Below are 23,699 nucleotides of genomic sequence, written 5' to 3' on the forward strand. Positions count from 1 at the left end.
CTTTGCTCGACGCAAATGCGGACGCAGGACCTGCGTCAGGTCCGCAGCCCCGGCGCCTCGTGCCCGGTCCTCTCCACATATTCGGTATAGCCGCCGCCATAGGTGTGGATGCCTTCGGGCGTCAGTTCCAGCACGCGGTTGGAGAGTGCGGCCAGGAAATGGCGGTCGTGCGAGACGAACAGCATGGTGCCTTCGTACTGCGACAGCGCCGTGATCAGCATCTCCTTGGTCGCGATGTCGAGGTGGTTGGTCGGCTCGTCGAGCACCAGAAGATTGGGCGGGTCGAACAGCATCAACGCCATCACCAGGCGCGCCTTTTCGCCGCCCGACAGCACCCGGCATTTCTTCTCGATCTCGTCGCCGGAAAAGCCGAAGCAGCCGGCGAGTGCCCTGAGCGGCGCCTGGCCGGCTTGCGGAAACGCGTCCTCCAGCGTCTGGAACACGGTGCGTTCGCCCTCCAGCACCTCCATGGCGTGCTGGGCGAAATAGCCCATTTTCACGCTCGGCCCCCGCGCGACCGTGCCGGTGTCGGGATCGGAAGCGCCTGCCACCAGCTTCAGCAGCGTTGACTTGCCGGCGCCGTTGACGCCCATGATGCACCAGCGCTCGCGGCGGCGGACCTGGAAATCCAGCCCCTCATAGATCGAGCGACTGCCATATCCCTTGTGGACGTTCTTCAGCGTCACGACATCCTCGCCGCAGCGCGGCGCCGGCTGAAAATCGAAATTCACGATCTGGCGGCGCTTGGGCGGCTCGACACGATCGATCTTGTCGAGCTTCTTCACCCGGCTCTGCACCTGGGCGGCGTGTGACGCCCGCGCCTTGAAGCGCTCGATAAAAGCGATCTCCTTGGCCAGCATGGCCTGCTGGCGCTCGAACTGCGCCTGCTGCTGCTTGTCGGCGATCGCCCGCTGCTGCTGGTAGAATTCGTAATTGCCGGAATAGGCGGTGAGCGAACCGGCGTCGATCTCGACCACCTTGTTGACGATGCGGTTCATGAACTCGCGGTCGTGCGAGGTCATCAGCAGCGCGCCCTCATAACCCTTCAGGAACTGCTCCAGCCAGATCAGGCTTTCGAGATCGAGATGGTTCGACGGTTCGTCGAGCAGCATGACGTCGGGCCGCATCAACAGGATGCGGGCGAGCGCCACGCGCATCTTCCAGCCGCCGGACAGTTTGCCGACGTCGCCATCCATCATCTCCTGGGAAAAGCCGAGGCCGTCGAGCACTTCGCGGGCGCGGCCATCGAGCGCATAGCCGTCGAGCTCCTCGAAACGATGCTGCGCCTCGCCGTACTTCTCGATGATCTCGTCCATCCGGTCGGCCTGCTCGGGATCGGCCATGGCCGCCTCGAGTTCGGCCATTTCGGCCGCCACGTCGCTGACCGGCCCGGCGCCGTTCATCACTTCGGCCACAGCACTATGGCCCGCCATGTCGCCGACATCCTGGCTGAAATAGCCGATGGTGACGCCGCGATCGACCTGCACCTGGCCCTCGTCGGGCTGCTCCTGGCCGGTGATCATGCGAAACAGCGTCGTCTTGCCGGCGCCGTTCGGCCCGACAAGGCCGACCTTCTCGCCCTTCTGTAGCGAGGCCGAGGCCTCGATGAAGACAAGCTGGCGGCCGTTCTGCTTGCTGATGCTTTCAAGACGGATCATGAGGCGGTCCGGGGGAGTTGGTGCAAAGTTGAGGGATTTGCCCGGGGCCATACGCGAATGAGCGCAAGGAGGAAAGAGGCAGAAGCGCCACAGATGGTGGCGAGGACCCGTCATCGCGCCCGAAACAAAAATCCAGCGATTGTCGAAAACCGCCCTCGCGGAACGACATTGGCACGGCGGCCTGCATGGCCCCCAAACAGCGACACCAACAGGCAGGAATATGACGATGGCCAAGATGCTCGTGATCTACAAAACCCCGGCTGATCCGGAGGCGTTCGACCGGCACTATTTCGAGGTTCATGTGCCGCTGGCCAAGAAGCTTCCCGGACTGCGGCGCTACGAAATCAGCAGGCGGCCCATCATCAAGCGCTCGGCGGGCGAGATTCCGTATCTGGTCGGGACACTCTATTTCGACAGCCTCGCCGATATGCAGAGCGCATTTGCCACCGAAATCGGCATTGCCTGCGCCGCTGACCGGCGTATACTCGCCCCAGGAGACGATGACTTGACGATGCTCCTGTTCGACGTCGACCAAGTGTGAATCTTAGCCGATCTCGGAGTGGAACGAAGGAGCCGCGCCGAAGCGGACGACGTTACTTCGCGTCGTGGAAGATGATTCCCACCGTATGCCGCCGTCCCGAGCGCAGGCGGCTGACGCCGTGCCGGAGATTGACGCGGTAGTGCCCTTTCGTACCTTGCACCGGGCGATTGTGGACAGCAAAGATCACTGCATCGCCCCGGGTCAGCGGCACCACTTCGGCACGGCTTTGCATGCGCGGGCGCTGCTCGGTCAGCACGAATTCGCCGCCGGTGAAATCCTCGCCCGGCTGCGACAACAGGATCGCGACCTGCAGGGGAAAAGCGAGGTCGCCATAGAGATCCTGGTGGAGGCAGTTGAAGTCGCCGGGGCCATATTGGAGGAGAAGCGGCGTCGGCCGCGTTTGGCCGCCTTCGTGGCAAAGCTGGAGGAAGGCGGCGTGGTCATCGGGATAGCGCCGTGCCGCGCCCATGCGATCGTTCCAGTCGTTCGCGACGCCGGCCAGCCTGGGATAGAGCGCGGTGCGCAGGCCACCGACCAGATCCGGCAGCGGATAGCGGAAATAGCGGTACTCGCCCTTGCCGAAGCCATGGCGGGCCATCACCACATGGCTGCGGAAATGGTCCTCATGCGGATAGAGACCGGCGATCTCGGCGCACTCCTCGGGTGCAAGCAACGCCGGCATGACGGCGCTGCCGTGGCTGTTCAGTTCGCCGATCAGAGCACTCCAGTCCTGCGCTGCGACGCGCGCTTCGGCCGAATGGGCTGCCCGTTTGGTGCTTATCGAATGGATGGTCATGGATGCCTCCTTTGCTTGCGGTCAAAGTGGGGCGAACGAGGCGCCTGGGCCACCCGATTCCTGCGATGAACATTGTCATCTGCTGCCGGCAGCGATTAACTGTGTACATGCATCTTTCGATCGAACCGCTAAATGGCGTCAAAGGGCTTCCTCTCGGATCGTCTAAGGCGACTGTCAGATCCTTCTTTTCAGGAGAGCTCAAGGTCTTTCGGCGGAGCCCAACCAGCGTTCCGGCCGACTATTGGCCGGACCTTGGAGTATTCGCCTATTACAAGGCCGATGGCGCACTCGAAGCGCTAGAATTCACCTCGCCTGCGATCTTGGAACTGGGTGGCGCGTCGCTGTTTCCGATTTCCATGGAGGTTGCGCTGAGGTTCTTGAGACAAACCGACCCCAATGTGAAGGTCGAGATCGATAGCGCGATTTCGAATGCTCTCGGCATCAGCATCTGGACAGCCATAGGAAAAGAAGCGGACTCCCAGGTGGAAACACTTTTGCTGTTTGGAGCCGGCTACTACGGCTGATCCTTCCGGGCGATATCCACTGCAGATCGACTGCGTATCGATCGCATCAGACCGGATCGGCACCCTTGCGGCGATACGCCTCCAACTCAGGGTCCAGATCGACCCTCACCGCGTTTGTGAACAGGCAGGTCGCCACCATGATGCCGGCGAAGGCGACGAGGTTGACCAGCAGCGTGTCGTCATAGCGAGCCTTCAGCGCTGCCCAGATGTCGTTCGGAATGACATTGGCATCGGCGGCGACTGCCTTGCCAAATTCGATCAGCAACGCCTCGTCGGAGGTTGGCTGGATTGCCTCGGGATCAAGGCCACCATCGATCAGCGCGCGGCGGAAGAAGGTAAGCGGTATCTCGGCGCGGCATCTCTCGGAGATCGCCAGCGACAACAGCCAGACAGCGCGGTCGTCGAGTGCGGGCTTGAGCAGATCGCGCAGGGTGAACCATTCGGCATAGATGCGGTGGGCCGCCGGTGAATGCAGCAGGATGCGCTTCATGTTGGTCATGCGTCCGCGCAGGCCAAGCTCCCTGTCGTGCTCGGCGCGGATGTCATGCGATGCCGAGGCGTAGTCGATCGGCGGGATCATGGCCATGGGACGGTCCTTGGTTGGTGGCAGCGAGGCATTCTGCGAAGCCCTCACCCAAGCGTCGTATGCAATTGCGGCGCGGCGCGCAGCGTGTTGGACACCGTGCAGATCGCTTCGGCGTCCTCGACGATCCGCTGCTTGGTCGCAGCGTCGAGATCGCCTGAGATGTCGAGCCTGATGTTGAGCCTTTCGACGCGCGACGGCTCGTCCTTGGCCTTCTCGCCGCTGACCTCGGCGCGCACCTCGCCAAGCGCGGCGGCAACCCCGAGGCGGGAGGCGGCGATGCGCGCACTCAGCACCATGCAGGCGGCGAGCGAGGCGTAGAGCAGGTCGAGCGGATTGAAGCCCGGCGCGCTGACGCCGGTGACGACATCGACTGCACCGCCGGTCGGAGTGGTGATGGAAGGCAAGCCGCCGGGCTGCAGCGTCGCCGTCGCGCCGGTGACGCGGGTTCTGACCTTCAACTCAGCCATCGCAAATCCTTCTGGCCGGCAGTCCGGCAAAGGGGTAAGGATCGCCCGTGGCGTGTCCTGTCCCGCTATATGGTATGTCCTGGGCCGATACCGCAACCTCCGCAGAAGCGGCACCCTGTCAGCAATCTTCACCACGCCCGTTCCCTCTCCGCCCTGCCCTGCGGTAGGCTCGCGCGATCCGCAACAGGATCGCGAGAGCCATGATCGTCCAGGCCTGTATCAATGGCGCGCGCGCCGCCGATTTTCACCCCACACTGCCGCTCGACTCCGACGCTATGGCGCGCGACGGGGCGGCTTCGATTGCCGCGGGCGCAGCTGAGCTGCATGTCCATGCCCGCGGAGCGGACCGCCGCGAGAGCCTTGCGCCGGCAGCGATGGACCTGACGATCGCAGGGCTGCGCCGTGCCTGCCCCGGTACGCTGATCGGCGTCTCCACCGGCGCCTGGATCGAGAATGACGATACAAGCACGCTGGTCGCCATCGCCGGCTGGCGCGAATTGCCGGACTATGCCTCGGTCAATCTCAGCGAGGCGGCGGCACCGATCGTCATGGAGAGCCTGCGCCAGCGCGGCATCGGCATCGAGGCGGGTCTGGCGTCGGTCGCCGACGCCGAGCGGCTGGTCGGCCTCGACCATGGCGGGCGCGTGCTGCGCGTGCTGATCGAGATTTCCGAGCAGACGCTAGACGAGGCTTTTGCGGTCGCCGACGGCATCGAACAGGTCCTGGAGCGCGCCGGCATTCGCCGTGCCATCCTGCTGCATGGCGAGAACGCGACGGTGTGGCCGTTCGTGCGCCGTGCCGCGGATCGCGACTGGTCGACGCGCGTCGGGCTGGAGGATGGGAAGCATCTGCCGGATGGCACGGTTGCGGCCGGCAATGCCGCGCTGACGGCGGCAGCGGTGGCGATCTTCCAGGCCGGGCGATAGCGCATACAAGCAGCGCGCCAAGGCATCGCCGAGACGATGGCGATCGCAAGGCCCGGGCCGCGAAAGTCGGTGAAGCTATTCAAATTTTATGTATTAATTAAACCGGCAGTTAATCGTCGCATCAACGATCTCATCTGTGTTAATATTCTCCGGCATCGGGGACATTTTTTAATGAACGTCATTCCGGATAATGATCACGCTGCGCCGCGTCGGATTCAACAATATACATCGATACAGACCCTGCGGGGACTAGCAGCCCTAATGGTTGTTATCTATCATCTTCCGGCCGCACTAGGCGTGCTCGATTTGCCTATTCCCATTCTAAACAGCGGCGTCGACCTGTTTTTCGTCATCAGCGGTTTTGTCATGGTTCTCTCGACGGAGAACAGACATCGCGACCACCGTGCTTTTTTGATGCAGCGGTTCACGCGCGTCGTTCCGTTCTATTGGGTCATGACCTTCCTCATGGTCGCCGCACTTTGGCTGTTTGCCGGTCGTGGAGTGTCCTTTGAGCAGATTACCAATAGCCTGCTTTTCGTGCCCTATCTCGATACGGCCACAGGCTATGTCCAGCCAGTGCTTGGCGTGGGTTGGACGCTCAATCTGGAAATCCTGTTTTACATTCTGTTCGCGGCGACTATGGGTTTTGGTGCGCTGACGCAAATGGCCACGATTGGCGTTGTCTTTGCAATCGCCGTAGCCGCACGCATTATCTTCAAACCCGCCGCCGACACTGTGCTGTTTTTCTATACCACGCCAATCCTGTTTGAGTTCCTTGCCGGCATGGCTGTCGGCCATCTGGTCGGCAGACTGATGCGTTTGCCCGCTTTCCTGGGTGCCTCGGCTGTCGGGTTCGCTATTGTGTCCACACTGGTGATGGTACTTGGCTTCAACTTGCCGCGAACCCTTGCTCAAGGTATCCCGGCGCTGATCCTTGTCGCGGGTTGCATCAGCCTGGAGAGCTACTTCCGACTTTTTGCTCCTCGCGTGCTGGCAAGGCTGGGAGATGCTTCCTACTCTCTCTATCTGACCCATCCTATCGTGCTGCTCGCGATCGCTCCTGTCGTTGCAACCGCCAATGTGTCACCATGGCTTGCAAGCATAGCTATTGTCACCGCCTGCATCGCCGTGTCCCTGGCGAGTTATAGTTTTATCGAAAGGCCGCTTTTGGCCATGTCGCGAATGAGCCTCTCCGCTTATCAGGTGAAGGCGTGAGTTGCGGCTACGCCGCAGCTCGGTCGGCCTGCCATTCGGGTGCGTTGCTCACTACGACCTACCGTCGCGTTCAAGCGACCACGGCCGCGGCAAGATCGTCTTCGAACTCCGTCACCTAGTGCTGTCGCGCACATCCTCGACTGCCCCAAAATGTGCAGCGGTTTTGGGACGACATGCATCCTGTCTTGCCTGAACGCACACGGGAACTGGCACAGAGGGATGACATAGCTCTTGCTGCTGTTAAAAATTTCCCATAAGGTATTTTTCATATCCGAAAGAAAATCCCATCGTTTCTTTCCCTTTATGAAAGCCTTGCCTTTTGCGTGAGCATCTCGATCAAACCGATCGACGGCTGGTAAAGCTGTTGTCGCAAGATGCCCAGCCCGGCATCAACCGGCTCGCCGAGACGATGGCGATCTCAGTGCCGACGGTGCGCTCAAGGTTGCGCAATCTGCTCGACCGCAACCTCTTGAAGATCGTCGGGCTGCTCAATCTGACCGAACGCCCCGAGCTGATCTCGGCCATTGTCGGCATCAACGCTCAGGGACGTGGCCGCGCCCGGGAACTGGCGCAGCGCATTGCCGAACTGCCTTTCGTCAACTCGGCCTCGGTGGTTACCGGGCGCTTCGACATCATCGTCGACGTGACCGTCGCCGGCGATGTCGCCGACCTCTACCGCATCACCAGCGAGCTGATTCCGGGCGCCGGCATTCCCGGGGAAGTCGTGCGCAGCGAAACCTTCGTCGTCATGGCTTCATGCAACAAATGGGTCAGCCTTCCCGAAGGCTGCTGGTCGGAAGAAACACCGTCACGCAAGGAGCCGGCATGAGAATAGCTGTTCTCGGCGGCCTCGGCCTGCAGGGACGGGCGGCCATCGCCGATCTCGTCGCCAGCGCCGGTGTCGAGGAAGTCGTCTGCGTCGATACGTCGGCTGACGGCCCTGCCCGGCTTGCCGGGCTGACCGACCTTTCCCGCGTGCGTTTCGTCATGCCCGAGGGCGCGATCGGTCCGGCGCTTGCCACCGTGCTGGCGGATGTCGACGCCGCCATCGATCTGTTGCCGCAGCCATTGATGCGCGAGGCGGTGCAGGCCGCGATCGCAACGCGCACGCCGCTGGTCACTACCAATTACGGCAAGGCGATTGCCGATCTGGCGCCGGAGGCTGAACAGGCCGGCGTTTCGATCATGACCGAATGTGGGCTCGATCCCGGCATCGACCTCGTGCTCTATGCGCGCGCCGCAAAGCAGTTCTCTACGATCTCCTCGATCGATTCCTATTGCGGCGGCATCCCCGAACCGAAGGCGATGGCGAAGCCGCTTTGCTACAAGGTAAGCTGGAATTTCGACATGGTTCTGGTCAGCCAGAACCGCGACAGCGTGATGATCGAGCATGGCAAGCGCGTCGAAGTGCCGGCCGGCCGACAGCACGACAATGCCTTCATCCACGAGATCGAGGTCGCGGGCCTCGGCCGGCTGGAAGCTTTCCCCAATGGCGACGCTCTGCACTATGTCGAGATGCTGGCAGCCGCCAAGGGATTGCAACGCTCGGGCCGCTATACGCTGCGCTGGCCGGGATGGTCGGCGTTCTGGGCGCCGCTGAAGGAACTCGGCTTCCTCTCCGAAGACAAGGTGCCCGGCACCGGCGCCAGCCCACGCGAATTTCTCGGCCGTCTGCTCGGCCCGCAACTGCAATATGGCGCCGACGAGAAGGACCTTTGCGTGATGCGCAATGTCTTTTCCGGTCTCGAAGGCGGCCGCGCCAAAACGGTGACGTCGGACCTGATCATCGAACGCGACCTGGCATCAGGCCTGTTCGGCATGAGCCTTGGCGTCGGCTATCCCGCCAGCATCGTGGCGCAGATGCTGGCGCGGCGCGAGATCGCCACACCAGGGCTTTTGAACCCGCTGCTGCATGTGCCGGACGGGCCGTTCTTCGACGAGCTGGCCAGGCGTGGCATCAAGGTTGCCGAGACGGTGGCCTGGGACTGAGGATTTTCGAACGGTGGCTGCCGCCGGCAAACGGTGCCGCCGCTCAAAAAACACCCAATAGGGTGGAATAACAAAGTGGAACAACAACGATAACAGGAGGAATGCCAAATGAAGATTGCCAAGCTTTTCATCGCCGGACTTGCGCTTGCGGGCCTGACCGCTGCTGCCAGTGCCGGAACGCTCGACGAGATCACCAAGCGCGGCGAACTGCGCGTCGCGGTACAGACGCAAGGACCTCCCTTCTCGCTGGTCGGCGCGGCCGGCGAGCGCACCGGCAGTTCGGTCGAACTCGCCGAACTGATGGCCAAGGAAATGGGCGTCAAGATCACCTTCCTCGACTATGATTGGGACGGGCTGATCCCGGCGCTGCTTTCGGGCAAGGCCGACCTGCTCGTCGCCGACATGACGCCGACGCTGGCGCGCGGCATGAAGGTCGCCTTCACCACACCTTACATGTATACGGGCAGCACCGTCTTCACCAAGGCCGACAGCAAGTTCAAGACAACCGAGGACTGCAAGGCCAAGGGCACCAAGATCGCCGTGCTGTTGGGCGCCACCGGCGAAAAGGAAGCCAAGAACGCCTTCCCGGATGCCGACATCAAGAGCTACAAGGGCGGCGGCCCGCTGCTGCTCGACGCAGTCAACAACGGCCAGGCCGATTGCGGCGTCAACGACGTCTCGGCGGTCAAGGGTCAGTCGACAGCCTATCCCGCCGGCACCTTCACCATCATGCCGGACCTGTTGTCGAAGGAGCCGCTTGCCTTCGCCACCCGCTACGACGAGCCGGACCTGTTGATCTGGATGAACCTGTTCCTCAACCAGGTCAGCATCGACGGCCGCCTGCAGAAGAACCTCGACTACTGGGTCAATTCCGACGCCTGGAAGAAGGATCACTAAGCAGAGGTAAGCAGGGAGTAGTGAGTAGGAAGTAGTGAATGGTGAATGGTGAATGGTGAATGGCCATTCCGGACGCTACTCACTACTCACTACTCACTACTCACTACTCACTACTGCCCATTCAGCATTCACCATTCACCGCCATGCTCGAAAATTTCAGCTTCCGCACCATCATCGAATATCTGCCTTTGTTCGGGCAGGGTCTGATCACGACCGTGTGGCTGTCGGCGCTGTCCTTTGCGGGCGCGCTGGCCGTCGGCATCGTGCTCGCCGCCATGAACCTGCAGCGCGGCCAGCTGTTTCGCGTGCTGGCCAAGGGCTATATCGATGCCGTGCGCGCCACGCCGTTGCTGGCGCAGCTCTACTTCCTCTATTTCGGCCTGCCGCGTCTCGGCTTCGTCCTGCCCGAGCTGGTCGTCGGCATCATCGCTCTGTCGCTGAACAGCGGCGCCTATGTCGCGGAAATCATCCGCGCCGGCATCCTGTCGATCCCGCGCGGCCAGGTCGAGGCCGGCGTCGCCTCGGGGATGACCTATGTCCAGCGCATGCGCCTGGTCATCCTGCCGCAAGCCTTCAAGGTGACGATCCCGCCGCTGCTCGGCCAGGCGATCGTGCTGGTCAAGGATTCCGCGCTTTTGTCGCTGATCTCGGTTTCCGAACTGACGCGCGCCGGCCAGTTGCTGGCGTCCGACCGCTTCATGCCGGCGGAAGGTTTCATCACCATCGCCGCCTTCTATCTGCTGCTCTATTACGGCCTCAAAGGACTGGCGGGGCTGTCCAGTCGCTGGCTCGGTCTGCAGCCGGCAAGGAGCAGCACATGATCTGGCAACAGCTGCAAAGCCTGGCCGGCAGCTACCCCCTCGCCTTGCGCGGCCTTGGCATGACCGTGATGCTGTCGGCGATCAGCCTGGTGCTGGGCACGCTGCTTGGCTTCGGCCTCGGCATATTGCGCACCGGCGGCAACCGGCTGATCTCGAGCGTGATCGGGGCCTGGGTCGACCTGATCCGCGGCACGCCGTTCCTGGTGCAGATCTTTCTGATCTTCTTCATCCTGCCGGAATTCGGCATCGAGCTCGATGCCTTCACCGCCGGCATCATCGCGCTCACCAACCTCGCCGCGTGCTTCATCTGCGAGATCGTCGCCGCCGGCATCCGCTCGGTGCCGACCGGCCAGGTTGAGGCAGCTCTGGCGTCCGGCCTGTCGCGCTGGCAACGCATGCGCCAGGTGGTGCTGCCGCAGGCGATGCGCATCGTGCTGCCGCCGCTGGTCGGGCAATATGTACTGTTGATCAAGGATTCTTCCGTCGTCTCGGCGATCGGGCTGACCGACCTCACCCGCGTCGGCTGGCTGGTGGTGCAGCGTGTGCCCAACGGCCTGCTGGTCTTCTTCCTGGTCGGCGTCGGCTATTTCGTCGTCTGCTATCCGCTGATCATGCTCGCCCGCCGGCTGGAGCGCCGCATGGGCGCAGCGCATGGCGAGGTGCAGCTGTGACATCGAACCCAAAGGGCTGACCGCCATGACCAATCCAAGCCCGACCAAGACAAACCTGACCAAAACGGGCATGATCGACTTTCGCGGCGTCAACAAATGGTTCGGCTCGCTCAATGTGCTGAAGGACATCACGCTCAGCGTCGAGCCGCGCGAAGTGGTCGTCGTCTGCGGCCCAAGTGGTTCGGGCAAGTCGACGCTGATCCGCTGCATCAACGGCCTGGAAGCGATCAAGGATGGCGACCTCGTCGTCGACGGCCAGCGCCTCGGCGACCCCGCCACCAACATGACGCAGCTGCGCACCGAGATCGGCTTCGTCTTCCAGTCGTTCAACCTCTACCCGCACAAGACGGCGCTGGAAAACGTCACGCTGGCGCCGATCCATGTGCGCAAGATCCCCCGCGCCGAGGCCGAGCAGGCCGGGCGCGACTTGCTGGCCAAGGTCGGCCTCGCCGACAAGGTCAACGCCTACCCGTCACAGCTGTCCGGCGGCCAGCAGCAGCGTGTGGCCATCGCGCGCTGCCTCGGCATGCGCCCCAAGATCATGCTGTTTGACGAACCGACCTCGGCGCTCGATCCCGAGATGATTTCCGAAGTGCTCGACGTCATGGTCGCGGTGGCCGAGGAAGGCATGACCATGATGGTGGTAACGCACGAAATGGGCTTTGCCCGCAAGGTGGCGCAGCGCGTGGTGTTCATGGACGCCGGCGCCATCGTCGAAAGCGGCACGCCGGAGGCGTTTTTCTCCGACCCGAAGACCGACCGCAGCCGGGCTTTTCTAAGCAAGATTCTAAGGCATTAGAGTTTAGCCAAAGCCGGTCGTCCGAAAGGCCGCGGGGCAGGAACTGTCGACGCATAGCGCCAAACAACGAGCCGCCGGTAGAGTGGATCGGCTACGTTTAGGTCTCCGGCTACGCCTCTGGGAACTTCCACGTGCCGTCCATAACCTCAGCGCGTGGTCGATAGAGCCGTACCATCCAGTTCCAGGCGGGCCACCATCGGCTGTACGGTCAAGCCACCGGCGCCGCGCCGCGCCGCTCGAGCGCGGTCCTGCGGATGATTTCCGCGATTTCCGGGCTACTGCTGCACAGCATCTGGAAATCCGCCGCGTGCAGCGACAGGAGTGAGACAGAAGTCGCGGCAGTGACGGTCGCCATACGCGGTTCGCCGCTGATCAGCGCCATCTCGCCGAAGAAGGCGCCAGGGCCAAGCTCCACCGGGTTGGGCGTCGCGACGCTGACGCGGCCCTCCACGACGAAGAACATCCGATCACCGGTCTCGCCACTGCGGCAGATCACGGCGCCCGCCGGCACCGTGCGAGGCCTTAACGCGCGCACGATCTCGACCAGCGTGGCCGGGCCAAGCTTCTGAAACAACGGAACGCCGGCAATCAATTGCCAATTGCGGACGAAATCCTCGCGACGGACTTCTTGATAAAAGCCGGAGGCAAGAATGCCGGCCCAGAGCCCGAAGATGCCGATGCCACACATCATGACAGCCCCGGCAAGGACGCGGCCGGCGAAGCTTTGCGGAATGTCGTCGCCATAGCCGGTAGTGGACAGCGTGACCACCGCCCACCACATTGTCTCGGGGATGCTGCCGAACTTTTCCGGTTGGACGTCGCGCTCGATGACATAGGCCGCGAGTGCGACACCGAACAGAACCAGGCCGAAGACCGTGGTGACGCCGACCAGGTTGCGCGCTTCGTTGGCCAGAACCCTGCCAAGCAGCGGGAAGAAGGTCGAGTCGCGCAGCGGCTTCAGCAGCCAGACAGCACAGTAGAGGCTCCGGTCGGGCGTGCCGTCGAGCAGAAATGCGGCGACTGGAACCAAAACCGCGAGCACATCGATCGCGATTGCCGGCGTCCTGTCCCTGAGGTCTCCCGCCCAGCGCTTGAGCAGGGTCTCGGCCATCTGCAGAAGATAGGCGGCCCAAATGACAGCGAGCACGGCAGCCAGAGCCAGTCTGCTTCGTCCGGACATGTTCGGCATCGTGAGCGCAGCCACCGCCAGAAGCCCAGGCGCAGCGAGCACCGCATTTAGCGGTGCGTAGATTCTCAGAAAAGGCAGTACCGACATTCTATCCCACCAGCGGCCACTGTGCTCCAGAATAGAGGCCTTCCGGGCAAGCGCAAAGGGTGCTTTGCGATCGCAAGATCAGGTCACGCCAATGGCTTTCGGGCGTCGCTATCGGCGCTCCACGGTCGCACCGCAGGCGACGGATCAGCTCGGGAGCCGCCACATTCGCACGCGACCCGCACCGCGCAATTCCGTTTCCTCGAGTGGGTCGCAAGCAAATTTCGGTCCAAGCAGTTGGCAAGTTGCATCGGAAATACGGATTTCATCGGGCTCCGCGGACGTTTGAATACGTGAGGCGAGATTAACGGTCTCACCCCACAGGTCATAGGCGAACCGCCTCTTGCCTATGACGCCGGCGACGATCGGTCCTGAGTGAATTCCAATTCTCAGCCTTATCGGTTCTCCTGCGAAGCGTTCCCGCTTGACCGCTTTGCGCAGCTCAATCGCATAGCGCGTGAGGGCCTTTGCATGATCGGATCGCGCCGTGGGCAGGCCGGCGACCACCATCACACAATCGCCAATTGTTTTGATTTTTTCGCAGCCGTATCGCTCAGAGAGCCGATCCGCCGCCTTGAAGAAGTAGTTTAAAATAGCGAGCGTCGTCACCGCTCCGACGCTGCGCGCTCGTTCCGTAAAACCGACGATGTCGGCAAAAAGCACACTCACCTCTGCGTGGTTGTCGGCAATTTTCTTTTGCGCTTTCAATCGCTCCGCGATCGAGGCCGGGAGAATGTTGAGGAGCAGGTTTTCGGCGCGCTGATATTCACGCGCCAATCCCTCCTGGCTCTTCCTCAACGCCTCGTTCGTCGATTGCAATTTTTCATTGAGTTGACGCTCCCTCTCTTGCAGGAGCGTCATTTCATAGGCCTTCTGTTGAAGCCGCTGCCTGTTGTCTCGTTCGGCAGTGGCGTCCAGAAAAAGCAGCCACACGAACGCATTGTCAGCAAAAAAATGGAGGTCGGCGACACGCCCGCCGGGCAGTTCAACCATGTCCATGCGAAACGGAAGCTCCGGGCAAGGCAGCAAACCTTCCATGAATTCAAGCTGCTCCGCAACAGGCTTGCCGATGCGAAGCGATGACAGCCCGTAATGTTCAACATTACCGCCCTTGGCAGCTATGCAAAGCTCAGCGTCGATTTTCAGATAAGCGACAGCGTGCCCGTCGAAGAAGAAATTGAAAAACCAATTTCTGACTTCTTTTGGCAATTCATGCATGGTCTATTTGGTGACCATCAAGGCAAGTTGACGAAAGGCGTCATCGACCTGCTCGCCCGAAAGCGCACTTGTTAGATAGATTTGCCATCCACGTTGCCTCAACTCGTTGATCTCACCATCCGATATCGCCCACCGATCGGCCAGATCGGACTTGTTGAACAGCAATACGAACGGCATGGCGCCGAATTCGGCCTCGACCCGTTCGCGCAGCGTGAGTGCCACGGCAAGAGTAGCAGCGCGGGTTCCATCGACGACTAGCACGAGCCCGGTTGCACCTCGAACATAGCTGACGCGGAATGAGCCGATATCGTCCTCGCCGGCCAAATCCCACAAAATCAGATCCACGGTTTTGTCCGGGAGCGCGACGCTTTTCTTGTCGATTTTCACTCCGACGGTGGTCAAGTAGGTTTCTGAGAAGATGCTCTGCACAAACCTGCGGACCAGACTCGTCTTTCCGACGGCGAAGCCGCCCAGCATGCAGATCTTTTTTTGCAACATGTTGGGCTCCGCTAGTCCAGGTTTACCGTAATCGAAACCCGGCGATTGGTGGAGCTACCGGTTAGACTGTTTTCAGGTACAGCCGGCTCAAAAGTGCCCGCGCCCCGAACCAGCAGCAGTTCGGGAGCAACGCCGCGCTTGTTGAGAAGCGCACGAACTGTCTCGGCGCGGGCGGCGCTGATCGACGCGTTGGCCGTCTCACGGCCCGTGGTGTCCGAATGCCCGGTCAACATGAACCGCGCCGTTACGCCGGAATTGCGGGCACTCTGGGCGAATTCCTTTATTTGATCCGCCAACCTGTCGAGAACCGGCGTCTGCTCGGGTCCCGGCACAACCTTGCCGGAAGAGAAGAAAATATCGGTCGTCTGGATCGCCTGCCTCAAATGATTAAGTTCTGCGAGGTTCAGCTCACGCAGCTGCGAGACATCCAGAACCACTCCGTCCGCCGAAAGTTGTTCAGCGGCGGCCCGCGCGCGGTTGATCCAGCCGGCAGGAGCCTCACCCGCGGCCACAATGCGACCCTGGATGATCGAGAGCTGAACGGTTTTCGGCGGGGACAGCGCCGCCGTCAGCCGCTTCACCACAAACTTCGGATCAAGGCTCTGATAGAATTGCCACTGTGCATGAACGCGAGCAGGATCAACGTCCGTTCCGGACAGCAGGGCTTGCGGGTCGGCGGCAAGCGGGTCTCTCAAGCCGGAAATATAGAAATGTCCGCCCCTCGCCGTTTGTTGGGCGACGATGATTCCCGGTTGGGCCTCAAGTCGCGACACATAATACTGCCAGTGCTCCGCCGCGCGTGCTTCGGGGCTCACGTCACGAACCTTGGAGATGTCGAATTCGGGTCCGCCTGCCGAAAGCTGCCGGGCCGCCGCGCGCGCGCGATCGATCCAGGTGTCGGGAGCCTCACCCTCGGCAACGATGCGATCATCGACGATCGAAAGTCGTACTGTTTCCGGCGGATACAGTGACGCCGTCAGCCGCTTCAGCACGAACTCCGGCTCAAGGCTCTGATAGAACTGCCACTGCGCATGAACCCGGGCGGGATCGACCTCTGTTCCCGACAACAGCGACTGCGGATCGGCGCCAAGCGGGTCTCGCAGGCCGGCAATATAGAATTGGCCGTCGCTTATCTTTTGGTCTGCAACGATGATGCCCGGCTGGGTCTCCAGTCGCGACACATAGGCGTGCCAGCGCTCCGCCTCGCGCACTTGGGGACTTACGTCACGAACCCCCGAGATATCGAAGACCGGCCCGCCTGCCGAAAGCTGCTGGGCCGCCGCGCGCGCCCGGCTGATCCAGGTGTCGGGAGCCTCACCCTCGGCGACGATGCGGCCATCGACAATCGAAAGTCGCACTGAATCCGGCGGAGCCAGCGACGCCGTCAGCCGCTTCAGCACGAACTCCGGCTCAAGGCTCTGATAAAATTGCCATTGCGAATGAACCCCGGCCGGATCGACTCCCGTGCCTGACAACAGCGACTGCGGGTCGACGGCAAGCGGGTCCCTCAGGCCGGCAATATAGAACTGGCCATCGCGTACCTGCTGTTCGGCAACGATGATGCCCGGCTGGGCCTCCACTCGCGACACGTAAGCCTGCCAGCGCGACACGTAAGCCTGCCAGCGCTGCGCTGATTGCCAGGAAAGAAAGTACCAACCGCCTGCCAGACTCAAAAGCAGCAGGGCAACGGCCGCCACCAGCCACGGAAATCCGTCGTTTGATTCCTCCTGCTTCAGCTCGACGCAGGTCTGCAACTGCGCCTCTACGCTGGCCAGCTGCGAACCGTCGCCGTCAAACTGCTCTAAGGCCTGTGAGCTTTCCTCATGGATGCGAAGCAACACATCGCGAACGATTTCATGCAATTCCTCCGGCGGATTTCCCCGGATCACCGAAACCAGGGTCGCAAACGGTCCAACTTCCGACCAGAGACGAAGCTCGCCGAAACGGATTGTGTCCAGGCCGCTCTGCTCTTTCTCGTTAAATGAGTCTTTTACAAAATCCTGAATCGCACTGAGCATCGAAGAAATGAGCTGAGGATCTTCGCTCGTTGCATTGTCGGCCGTTACATGCGCTATCAAAAGGCCGGAATTCCGATGAATGAGAAACGCATGTTCCACACGGTAGACAAGGGAATGCTTCAGAACAACTGCCGAGAAGCTTGCCCCTGTTCTCCAGGCTTCAAGTCTCCACTTGAGCCCGTGCCAGGTGAATATGTGCCTTAGAGTTTCATTCAGCGACTGAAAGGTCTGGTCGATCTTTTCGCCGATCGACTTGCGAATTGCCGGCAGAAACACCGGGTACAATATGTCCGTCAGCGTGCGCGGGCTCTTCTGGATCGACCGTTGCACAGCCCGTTCGACAGCTGGCGCAAGCGCCTCGCCGAGTTGCGCGTAAGGCGCTCGTCCGGCAGCACTGGGAAGAACGTCGCCCACGGCCGCCGCAAGCTGCTCGGGTTCGTCGAGCAGATGCGTGACGCGTGAAAGCTCGGAGATTTCGCGGCTGACCAGCAACTGCCGCAGCGTTTCCATGCGCGGATCGGCGGTTGGAACCGCCTCGAACTGCGCACGGTAGTCCGGATCAACGTTCCGGGCAATTTCGATCAAAAGACGAGCCAGAGCCTCGCGATCAATCTCTGTATCGTTCGAGGCTGTTCTTTGCGGAAGGTTGAATGGGTCGACGGTGGACGTCAAGGTCCCATCAACTCACTTTCCAGCTACGGTCCGAGTTGCTCTTGCTCCCGACGGGATCCTGATTGAGACACTTTGCAACCTCGACAAACAGGCCAGCCAAAAGATTTCGGTCGGTCTTGACGTTGCTGAGGTCGGCAAACATCTTCTCGATCAGCATCTGAACGCCTTCATTCTTCTGCTTGATTTCCTCACGCAGCAAATGATCGTTTCGATTTATCCGGTCCGAAACATCGCGCTCGAGCGCGCTTAACTGATCCGACAACGTGCGCACCTGCTTTTCAAGAGCCTGGTTTTGCTCGCGAAGATTCCGGTCGATCTCCTTGTCGGCATCGGCTCGTGAATCTTTTTCGCTCCGCAATTGCCCTGCAAGCGAATCGATCTGCTTCTTTGCATTCGACTCGTACATTTCGAGATTGCGCTTGGCCTCGGATTCAACATCCTTGAAGCGCTGCAACACCCGTTCTTCAAGCTTGGAAAAACGGCGGTCATAGTCCTGCATCTGGTTGCCGAACAGCAGGTCACGGATCTTGTCGACACCGACGGCGTCGCCGGCGGTTCCGTTTTCGCGGGCCTGAACTCCCATGAAGTTCAGCCCGTTTCCTTCTGTGTTACCTATCAGATTTACATCCGCCTTCTTTTCTGAAGAAGCGGAATTCGAAGATTCCTTAGCCATCCATATACCCCCATTGAACACATGCCGTCAGGTAAGCATGTCAGCAATCGGGCCGCAAGCCGGATTCGTCTTGACTTATGCCTATTCATGGGGCAGCCGAGCGCGGTGGCTAACGGCTCGGCAATGGCAATCAGGGGCGATGCCCTCTTAAAGGCGCGGAGCGTGCGGACGGTTCCGGGTATTCAAAAAGCGGCCTTCAGTCGAACGTCGCCAGCGGCTCGGCATTGATCTCGACCCACTCACAGCGACGGCTTTCGTGGTAAAAAGACTGGAAGGGCGGCGGGAACGACGGGTCGGCGAAGGCGCCGACGGGAATGGCGATCAAACCGGGCTGCGTGTCGATGCGATAGTGGACGGCGGCGCCGCACTCCGGACAGAAATTGTAGATGACGCGGCCGCCCTCGTCGCCGGCGCGCGTGAACTGCTTCGCCCGCCCCTCGATCGATACATCAGCTTGCGCAAACCGGACATTGTAGCTGAAGGCGCTGCCGGTGCGGCGCTTGCAGTCGAGGCAATGGCAGACCGAGATGCGCACCGGCTCGCCCGAACAGACGGCTGAAAGCTGGCCGCAGAGACATTGCGCGCGGCGCGTGACCATTGTTTCTTCCTCCTCTTCACATCACTGCGTATCGGCGCTGGCCCTCAGTTCCGTCCGCTTCTGTTCCGAAACCATGGCTAGATCCAGCACCTTCTGCAGTTCGGCGGCATGGTGGAATGAAGGCTCGGCCTGCACGCCGCTGCGAACCGCATCGACGAAGCGCTGGTAATTGGTCGGCACCGTGCCGGCGTCGAGCACCTGCCATTTGGCGTTCTCGATATCCTCGCCGACACACGCCTTCAGTTCCGAACCCTCGAGATTGTGCACGACTTCGATGCCGCCCTTGTCGCCATAGATGCGCAGGCGCAATTCGTTGATGTGGCCGGTCGCCCAGCGGCTGGCGTGAACGACGCCAAAGGCGCCGTTGGAGAAATCCAGCGTCATGGCGAAGCTGTCATTGGCGTCGAGGTCGTATTCGCCGATACGGTTGCCTGGCGCCTTGTCGAAGGTGCGCAGCCGGCAAAACACGTGGTCGACGTCGAGTGCGGCGCCATAGCTGGCGAAATCGAGGATGTGGATGCCGACATCGCCGAGCACGCCGTTGGAGCCGTGGTCGCGCGACAGCCGCCACAGCCATTTCGGGTCGGTGCGCCAGTCGCCCCAGAATTTCGAGACCAGCCAGCTCTGTAGATAGGAGGACTCGACGTGGCGGACGGTGCCGATCTCGCCGGCCAGCACCATCTGTCGCGCCTTCTGCAAGGCAGCGACATTGCGATAGGTGAGGTTGACCATGTTGACGATGCCGGCGGCCTCAGCCGCTTTGGCCATCTCGCTTGCCTTGCCGAAGTCTTCGGCCAGCGGCTTTTCGCACAGTACCGGCTTGCCGGCCGCGATCAGCGCCATGGTGGTCGGGTGGTGAATGCGGTCGGGCGTGACGTTGGCGACCGCATCGAACTCGCCCCACGCCAGCGCGTCTTCCAGCGATGTGAATCGCTTCGGTATCTTGAACCCGTCGGCAAATTCGCCAACGCGCTTTTCATCGACGTCGACAGCACCGACGATCTCGACGCGGTCGATACCGCCGAAGCGGCGGGCATGCTCCTGCGCCATCCAGCCGGTACCCAGTATCAAAAGCCGCATTCTCTGCACTCCGAGCGAATTGGTTCGATTCAATCATATGGCGCAGATACGGTCTAGGAAACCCATGCGGAAAACCGCTACGCCTTTTTTCCTGGATTTTGCTTTAGCGGAAGCCGGCCTCGCCCGAAGCGTGCAGCTTGCCGCCGCGCTCGACGATCGGCTCCAGCGCCTTCTCGACCGGCACGTTCGGCGCCTCGAGGATCGCCGACTTGGTGCCCTGCGGATTGTGCGCCCACTTCACCGCATTGCGCAGCACCTTGTGCACATTGGCGTCGTGATAGGTCGGATAGGTCTCGTGGCCCGGGCGGAAGTAGAAGACATTGCCGGCGCCGCGGCGATAGGTCAGCCCAGAACGGAACACCTCGCCGCCCTGGAACCAGGAGATGAAGACGGTCTCCAGCGGTTCGGGCACGGCGAACTGCTCGCCATACATTTCTTCATTCTCGAGCTCGAAATATTCGCCGACGCCCTCGGCGATCGGATGGCTGGGACTGGTCACCCAAAGCCGCTCGCGCTCGCCCGCCTCGCGCCATTTCAGCGTGCAGGGCGTGCCCATCAGCCGCTTGAAGATTTTCGAGAAATGGCCGGAATGGAGAACGATCAGCCCCATCCCCTCCCAAACGCGGCGGGCGACGCGCTCGACGATCTCGTCGGCCACCGCGCCATGATCCTTGTGGCCCCACCAGACCAGCACGTCGGTCTCGGCCAGACGGTCGGCCGGCAGGCCGTGCTCCGGCTGCTCGAGCGTGGCGGTCGAGGCGGAGATCGCCTTGTCGGCATTCAGCGCCTTGGCGATGGTCGTGTGCATGCCCTCGGGATAGAGGGCTGCGACCACCTCATTGGTCCGCTCATGGATGTTCTCGCCCCAAACGACAGCGCGTATTGTCATGATGTCCTCGTGGTGAAGCCGACCCGCAGCGGTCACTCATAGTCTGCCTGGGGGTCAAAAGGGAATAGGCAGTGGGGAATAGGCTATAGGGGCAGAAAAACAAGGAACAGGCGATGGACGCTCCTGGGCCCTACTGCCTACTGCCTACTGCCTACTGCCTACTGCCTACTGCCTTACGCTCCCCGGCCTTCCTGAGCGACCCGCGTCAGCGGCTTGGTCAGGCGCGGCACGACGACGAGGCGCTTGATCTTGCCCTTCTTGTAGGCGGCAAGGAAGCGGGCATAGTCCTTGAAGACGACGCAGCCATTGGACTCCGCACGGCCTCCGCGCAGCATGTAGGTGTGGGCGAGCAGGCCGTCGCGGCCGTATTTGTTGCCGCCGCTGACGGGAGTGAGACGGAGCGCCTCGACGCCATGGAAGCGGGATTCGCGCAGTCGCAGATCATAGGTGTTGGGCGGCGTCGGGCCGACATTCTTCTTGTGCACGAAGCGCGGCTGGTCGACCATCGAACCCAGCCCCGAATGGGCCTCCAGCCGCGAGCCGTCCGGCATATAGACGGTCTTGGCCGAGATATCGTAGACGGCGACGCCGCCGCCCATTCCGGGCGTGGCGAACAGATCCTTGAAGGCGCGACCGACGCCGCCCGCCGGGGCGTCCGGCTTGGCATAGGCCAGCATCTCGCCGGCCTGTGTCTTCGACCGTTTGCCAGGCTTGATCCGGCTTGACTGGATGCTCTGGCTGTCTGGCACGCCAGGCAGTGCGGCGACCTCCGAAGTACTGCGTGGCGAGCGCGGCGACGAATTTCCCGACGACTGGGGTGCGGGGCTCTCGGCCGTCCTGTCGGTCTGTGGCTTGGCTGCCCTGGGTTTGCTGGCTTGCCGAGCCTCGGCAGGCTGAGCGGTTTCGGCGCGTGGACGCCAACCCGGCAACGCAATGTTGTCGGGCAGATCGTCCTGCGGCGGCAGCGAGGCGACCTGAACCTCGGCCTGCCCAGGATCTTGCGCACCGGCGATTGCTGCAACGGCGGGCGGCGGCGCCAGCATGTCAGCGTCTTCCGGCAAGCTGTTGGCCAGCGCCAGCGCCAGGCGCGACGAGCGTTCGATCTCAGCCACTTCCGGCCCAAAGCGTTCCGAAGCGGGGCCATGCTGATCGGGCAGCCGGACTTCGGCGAAACGGGCAGCGACCGGAAGGCTGGCAAGCATGAACGGCGCATTCGAGGCCTTGGCGAAGGCGGCAGCCAGCTTTTGCGGCGACAGCTCTGCCTTGGCCACCACGCCGTCGAAGCGCATGCCGCGCGAAGTGGCGAGAGCGACGCTGGTGTTTGGCGCAATGTTTGAGGCGACACTGCTCGGGGCCACAGCGTGCGTGGCCGGCTTCAGCCGCGCCATCTTGCCGTCATGCGCGAAGTTCGCGGCGGCATGCGCGCAGCCGGCGTCGCATTGGCTGAGCAGCGAGGCCTGTGATTTTTGCGCCGAAAGCCGCGGCGCCCACGAATTGGCGAGGCTGCGGCGCGAATCGGCAAGTGCTGCGTTCGGCAGAAGCAGACTGTGCGGAAGGCTGTTGGAGGCTGCGGTGAGCGAGGTACCGAGCGAATAGAGGCCGGCCATGGTTGCCACCGACCATAGCGCCAAGGCCGCGCCGACAACCGGCACCACCACCCAGCGCTGGCCGGATCTCTTCGAAGTCAAACCCCGTTCAGGAGTGTCGCCTCGGTCTTTCAAACGCAAAAACGCCATACAACCACTCTCAATCGGCATGCAGGCTTGCGACCCTCGCATCCGTGACATCCACAGTTCGCTGGTGCCCCCTGCACCTTTCGCGTCTGTTGCCGATTGAATCAAAAGATGGACAAAGTTGGTTAACCAATCCCTCCATCAGCCACCGATTATGCGGCGCCTGATACGAAAAAAAGAGCACTCCATGGTCTGCGCCACGGTAGAATGCTCTCCCTCACCCCCGCCTTGCTGCCCGTTTTTGCGATCCAAGTCAAGGAAACGCTGCGTCAGCTTGCTGCAAGCCTGTGCTGATTGCCCGCTGATCGGGCTTCTCAATCAGTTGACCTTCCGGTGGCTGGAAGGTCTATCCGCTCAGAGACGGAGACTTCCGGCGACGGAAATTTACCGATGAGAACCGGCATCACGACCGAAGAATCCGACTGCAGGTCGAACCCCTGCTGCGGCTGGCTGATCACAGATGGATGGGGCAAGGACATGGCGCCGTGAGATGGACTGTGAAAGCGGCGCTGCTGTGGCTGGTCTGTGCCCTTACGATGGCCGCCTCCGTCGGCGGCGGACCGATGGTCGCGGCCCGCCAGGCGTCGATGAAGGAGATGGCGGCGGCTGCGAAAACCATTGCCGGCATGTTCGACCGCAGGCAACCCTATGACGCCGCAGCCTTCAAGGCGGCAGCGGACACGCTGCGCGCTCGCACCGGCCCTGCCCTGATTGCCGAATTTCCGAGCGGCTCGCTTGGACCGCCGTCGCAGGCCAGGCTGGAGATCGATCAGTCACGGGCGGAATTCGAGGCGCTGGCAAATCATATCGGGGCGCTGGCGCGCGCGCTGGCCGCCAAGGCCCAAAGCGCGCCGGCCGTCATCACTGATGACATGCGCATGGGCACCGGCCCGGCAATGGGCGGCGGCAGCCTGCTCGGCAAGCGGCCGAGCACCGTGGAAGTCGATCCTACCAAAGTGCCGGCGGAGCATCTCCTGCACCTGATCCTGCAGGATTGCTCGAGCTGTCATTCGAAGTTCCGGCGGAAGCTGCAGTGAAATAGACTTACCCGCCGGAGCGATACCCTTTGCTGGCCTGCGCCCCAGCCGCTTGCATACAAGTAAATTCGTTCGTGCTAATATATCGAAGTCATGCATATCCATGCATGACGAGCATCG

24 protein-coding genes are annotated in these 23,699 nt (G+C 61.8%); 11 read left to right on the forward strand and 13 right to left on the reverse strand.

The window, feature by feature from the left end; all coding sequences use genetic code 11:
• Positions 1 to 35 precede the first annotated feature (35 nt).
• Positions 36 to 1,658, reverse strand: coding sequence for an ABC-F family ATP-binding cassette domain-containing protein (locus NKI32_RS14250; RefSeq protein ID WP_023670331.1), 1,623 nt, complete (start codon positions 1,656 to 1,658; stop codon positions 36 to 38).
• A 226-nt stretch (positions 1,659 to 1,884) separates the two neighbouring features.
• Here NKI32_RS14250 and NKI32_RS14255 point away from each other — a divergent pair, with 226 nt between their 5' ends.
• A complete protein-coding gene (locus NKI32_RS14255) occupies positions 1,885 to 2,199 on the forward strand; it encodes an EthD family reductase (protein ID WP_023814884.1) in 315 nt (104 codons plus the stop codon).
• Between the two features lie 52 nt (positions 2,200 to 2,251).
• On the opposite strand, the gene NKI32_RS14260 is transcribed toward NKI32_RS14255, so the two are convergent.
• The gene (locus tag NKI32_RS14260; RefSeq protein ID WP_023705198.1) at positions 2,252 to 2,995 is read right to left on the reverse strand and encodes a 2OG-Fe(II) oxygenase; all 744 of its coding nucleotides are present in this window, start codon (positions 2,993 to 2,995) and stop codon (positions 2,252 to 2,254) included.
• Positions 2,996 to 3,060: 65 nt separating this feature from the next.
• On the opposite strand from NKI32_RS14260, the gene NKI32_RS14265 reads away from it, so the two are divergent.
• The gene (locus NKI32_RS14265) at positions 3,061 to 3,519 is read left to right on the forward strand and encodes a hypothetical protein (protein WP_050586866.1); all 459 of its coding nucleotides are present in this window, start codon (positions 3,061 to 3,063) and stop codon (positions 3,517 to 3,519) included.
• A gap of 46 nt (positions 3,520 to 3,565) precedes the next feature.
• Here NKI32_RS14265 and NKI32_RS14270 read toward each other — a convergent pair whose 3' ends face one another.
• Both NKI32_RS14270 and NKI32_RS14275 read right to left on the reverse strand, forming a co-directional pair.
• Positions 3,566 to 4,105 (reverse strand): carboxymuconolactone decarboxylase family protein, encoded by a 540-nt coding sequence (locus NKI32_RS14270; protein ID WP_023684792.1) that lies wholly within the window; start codon positions 4,103 to 4,105, stop codon positions 3,566 to 3,568.
• A gap of 44 nt (positions 4,106 to 4,149) precedes the next feature.
• Positions 4,150 to 4,572, reverse strand: coding sequence for an OsmC family protein (locus tag NKI32_RS14275; protein ID WP_023670326.1), 423 nt, complete (start codon positions 4,570 to 4,572; stop codon positions 4,150 to 4,152).
• A 200-nt stretch (positions 4,573 to 4,772) separates the two neighbouring features.
• Here NKI32_RS14275 and NKI32_RS14280 point away from each other — a divergent pair, with 200 nt between their 5' ends.
• The 8 genes from NKI32_RS14280 (at position 4,773) to NKI32_RS14315 (ending at position 11,890) form a co-directional block, all read left to right on the forward strand.
• Positions 4,773 to 5,498 carry a 3-keto-5-aminohexanoate cleavage protein gene (locus NKI32_RS14280; protein WP_023805623.1) on the forward strand — a complete coding sequence of 242 codons (726 nt, stop codon included), beginning with the start codon at positions 4,773 to 4,775 and terminating at the stop codon, positions 5,496 to 5,498.
• 69 nt (positions 5,499 to 5,567) lie between these two features.
• A complete protein-coding gene (locus NKI32_RS14285) occupies positions 5,568 to 6,713 on the forward strand; it encodes an acyltransferase family protein (RefSeq protein WP_353002873.1) in 1,146 nt (381 codons plus the stop codon).
• A gap of 319 nt (positions 6,714 to 7,032) precedes the next feature.
• Positions 7,033 to 7,542, forward strand: coding sequence for an Lrp/AsnC family transcriptional regulator (locus NKI32_RS14290; protein WP_023670324.1), 510 nt, complete (start codon positions 7,033 to 7,035; stop codon positions 7,540 to 7,542).
• Positions 7,539 to 8,702: a saccharopine dehydrogenase family protein gene (locus tag NKI32_RS14295; RefSeq protein ID WP_023733917.1), complete on the forward strand. Its 1,164-nt coding sequence runs from the start codon at positions 7,539 to 7,541 to the stop codon at positions 8,700 to 8,702. Before NKI32_RS14290 ends, NKI32_RS14295 begins: the two co-directional genes overlap by 4 nt.
• A 108-nt stretch (positions 8,703 to 8,810) precedes the next feature.
• Positions 8,811 to 9,599 (forward strand): ABC transporter substrate-binding protein, encoded by a 789-nt coding sequence (locus tag NKI32_RS14300; protein ID WP_023684789.1) that lies wholly within the window; start codon positions 8,811 to 8,813, stop codon positions 9,597 to 9,599.
• A gap of 143 nt (positions 9,600 to 9,742) precedes the next feature.
• Complete coding sequence (locus tag NKI32_RS14305) at positions 9,743 to 10,420, forward strand: amino acid ABC transporter permease (protein WP_023693902.1); 678 nt, start codon at positions 9,743 to 9,745, stop codon at positions 10,418 to 10,420.
• The gene (locus NKI32_RS14310; RefSeq protein WP_023684787.1) at positions 10,417 to 11,091 is read left to right on the forward strand and encodes an amino acid ABC transporter permease; all 675 of its coding nucleotides are present in this window, start codon (positions 10,417 to 10,419) and stop codon (positions 11,089 to 11,091) included. Before NKI32_RS14305 ends, NKI32_RS14310 begins: the two co-directional genes overlap by 4 nt.
• A gap of 70 nt (positions 11,092 to 11,161) precedes the next feature.
• Positions 11,162 to 11,890, forward strand: a complete 729-nt coding sequence (locus NKI32_RS14315) for an amino acid ABC transporter ATP-binding protein (protein ID WP_023670319.1) — start codon at positions 11,162 to 11,164, stop codon at positions 11,888 to 11,890.
• A gap of 208 nt (positions 11,891 to 12,098) precedes the next feature.
• Here NKI32_RS14315 and NKI32_RS14320 read toward each other — a convergent pair whose 3' ends face one another.
• The 9 genes from NKI32_RS14320 to NKI32_RS14360 all read right to left on the reverse strand — a co-directional run bounded on the left by NKI32_RS14320 (position 12,099) and on the right by NKI32_RS14360 (position 22,545).
• The gene (locus NKI32_RS14320; protein ID WP_023684786.1) at positions 12,099 to 13,166 is read right to left on the reverse strand and encodes a cyclic nucleotide-gated potassium channel; all 1,068 of its coding nucleotides are present in this window, start codon (positions 13,164 to 13,166) and stop codon (positions 12,099 to 12,101) included.
• 144 nt (positions 13,167 to 13,310) lie between these two features.
• Positions 13,311 to 14,381, reverse strand: coding sequence for an adenylate/guanylate cyclase domain-containing protein (locus NKI32_RS14325; RefSeq protein ID WP_023821290.1), 1,071 nt, complete (start codon positions 14,379 to 14,381; stop codon positions 13,311 to 13,313).
• Between the two features lie 3 nt (positions 14,382 to 14,384).
• Positions 14,385 to 14,879: a Rab family GTPase gene (locus NKI32_RS14330; protein ID WP_023670316.1), complete on the reverse strand. Its 495-nt coding sequence runs from the start codon at positions 14,877 to 14,879 to the stop codon at positions 14,385 to 14,387.
• Between the two features lie 11 nt (positions 14,880 to 14,890).
• Positions 14,891 to 17,569 (reverse strand): OmpA family protein, encoded by a 2,679-nt coding sequence (locus NKI32_RS14335; protein ID WP_353002874.1) that lies wholly within the window; start codon positions 17,567 to 17,569, stop codon positions 14,891 to 14,893.
• Positions 17,570 to 17,576: 7 nt separating this feature from the next.
• Entirely contained in the window at positions 17,577 to 18,242 is a 666-nt protein-coding gene (locus NKI32_RS14340; RefSeq protein WP_023670314.1) for a hypothetical protein, read from the reverse strand.
• A 196-nt stretch (positions 18,243 to 18,438) separates the two neighbouring features.
• Complete coding sequence (locus tag NKI32_RS14345) at positions 18,439 to 18,840, reverse strand: GFA family protein (RefSeq protein WP_352497189.1); 402 nt, start codon at positions 18,838 to 18,840, stop codon at positions 18,439 to 18,441.
• A 21-nt stretch (positions 18,841 to 18,861) separates the two neighbouring features.
• Positions 18,862 to 19,920: a Gfo/Idh/MocA family protein gene (locus NKI32_RS14350; RefSeq protein ID WP_353002875.1), complete on the reverse strand. Its 1,059-nt coding sequence runs from the start codon at positions 19,918 to 19,920 to the stop codon at positions 18,862 to 18,864.
• A gap of 103 nt (positions 19,921 to 20,023) precedes the next feature.
• Positions 20,024 to 20,809: a ThuA domain-containing protein gene (locus NKI32_RS14355; protein WP_023701869.1), complete on the reverse strand. Its 786-nt coding sequence runs from the start codon at positions 20,807 to 20,809 to the stop codon at positions 20,024 to 20,026.
• A gap of 173 nt (positions 20,810 to 20,982) precedes the next feature.
• Entirely contained in the window at positions 20,983 to 22,545 is a 1,563-nt protein-coding gene (locus tag NKI32_RS14360; RefSeq protein ID WP_502897952.1) for a DUF2778 domain-containing protein, read from the reverse strand.
• A gap of 482 nt (positions 22,546 to 23,027) precedes the next feature.
• Here NKI32_RS14360 and NKI32_RS14365 point away from each other — a divergent pair, with 482 nt between their 5' ends.
• Entirely contained in the window at positions 23,028 to 23,579 is a 552-nt protein-coding gene (locus NKI32_RS14365) for a cytochrome c (RefSeq protein WP_031201257.1), read from the forward strand.
• The last annotated feature ends 120 nt before the right edge of the window (positions 23,580 to 23,699 follow it).

The sequence above is a fragment of the Mesorhizobium sp. M0761 genome (assembly GCF_040320205.1).
Lineage (GTDB): Bacteria > Pseudomonadota > Alphaproteobacteria > Rhizobiales > Rhizobiaceae > Mesorhizobium.

Coding starts and splice junctions, on each gene's coding strand:
- NKI32_RS14255 (WP_023814884.1), top strand. CDS start 1,885: ATGGCCAAGATGCTCGTGATCTACAAAACCCCGGCTGATCCGGAGGCG.
- NKI32_RS14330 (WP_023670316.1), bottom strand. CDS start 14,879: ATGTTGCAAAAAAAGATCTGCATGCTGGGCGGCTTCGCCGTCGGAAAG.
- NKI32_RS14340 (WP_023670314.1), bottom strand. CDS start 18,242: ATGGCTAAGGAATCTTCGAATTCCGCTTCTTCAGAAAAGAAGGCGGAT.
- NKI32_RS14250 (WP_023670331.1), bottom strand. CDS start 1,658: ATGATCCGTCTTGAAAGCATCAGCAAGCAGAACGGCCGCCAGCTTGTC.
- NKI32_RS14270 (WP_023684792.1), bottom strand. CDS start 4,105: ATGGCCATGATCCCGCCGATCGACTACGCCTCGGCATCGCATGACATC.
- NKI32_RS14345 (WP_352497189.1), bottom strand. CDS start 18,840: ATGGTCACGCGCCGCGCGCAATGTCTCTGCGGCCAGCTTTCAGCCGTC.
- NKI32_RS14280 (WP_023805623.1), top strand. CDS start 4,773: ATGATCGTCCAGGCCTGTATCAATGGCGCGCGCGCCGCCGATTTTCAC.
- NKI32_RS14310 (WP_023684787.1), top strand. CDS start 10,417: ATGATCTGGCAACAGCTGCAAAGCCTGGCCGGCAGCTACCCCCTCGCC.
- NKI32_RS14305 (WP_023693902.1), top strand. CDS start 9,743: ATGCTCGAAAATTTCAGCTTCCGCACCATCATCGAATATCTGCCTTTG.
- NKI32_RS14260 (WP_023705198.1), bottom strand. CDS start 2,995: ATGACCATCCATTCGATAAGCACCAAACGGGCAGCCCATTCGGCCGAA.
- NKI32_RS14300 (WP_023684789.1), top strand. CDS start 8,811: ATGAAGATTGCCAAGCTTTTCATCGCCGGACTTGCGCTTGCGGGCCTG.
- NKI32_RS14315 (WP_023670319.1), top strand. CDS start 11,162: ATGATCGACTTTCGCGGCGTCAACAAATGGTTCGGCTCGCTCAATGTG.
- NKI32_RS14325 (WP_023821290.1), bottom strand. CDS start 14,381: ATGCATGAATTGCCAAAAGAAGTCAGAAATTGGTTTTTCAATTTCTTC.
- NKI32_RS14320 (WP_023684786.1), bottom strand. CDS start 13,166: ATGTCGGTACTGCCTTTTCTGAGAATCTACGCACCGCTAAATGCGGTG.
- NKI32_RS14360 (WP_502897952.1), bottom strand. CDS start 22,545: ATGGCGTTTTTGCGTTTGAAAGACCGAGGCGACACTCCTGAACGGGGT.
- NKI32_RS14350 (WP_353002875.1), bottom strand. CDS start 19,920: ATGCGGCTTTTGATACTGGGTACCGGCTGGATGGCGCAGGAGCATGCC.
- NKI32_RS14355 (WP_023701869.1), bottom strand. CDS start 20,809: ATGACAATACGCGCTGTCGTTTGGGGCGAGAACATCCATGAGCGGACC.
- NKI32_RS14275 (WP_023670326.1), bottom strand. CDS start 4,572: ATGGCTGAGTTGAAGGTCAGAACCCGCGTCACCGGCGCGACGGCGACG.
- NKI32_RS14265 (WP_050586866.1), top strand. CDS start 3,061: ATGAACATTGTCATCTGCTGCCGGCAGCGATTAACTGTGTACATGCAT.
- NKI32_RS14295 (WP_023733917.1), top strand. CDS start 7,539: ATGAGAATAGCTGTTCTCGGCGGCCTCGGCCTGCAGGGACGGGCGGCC.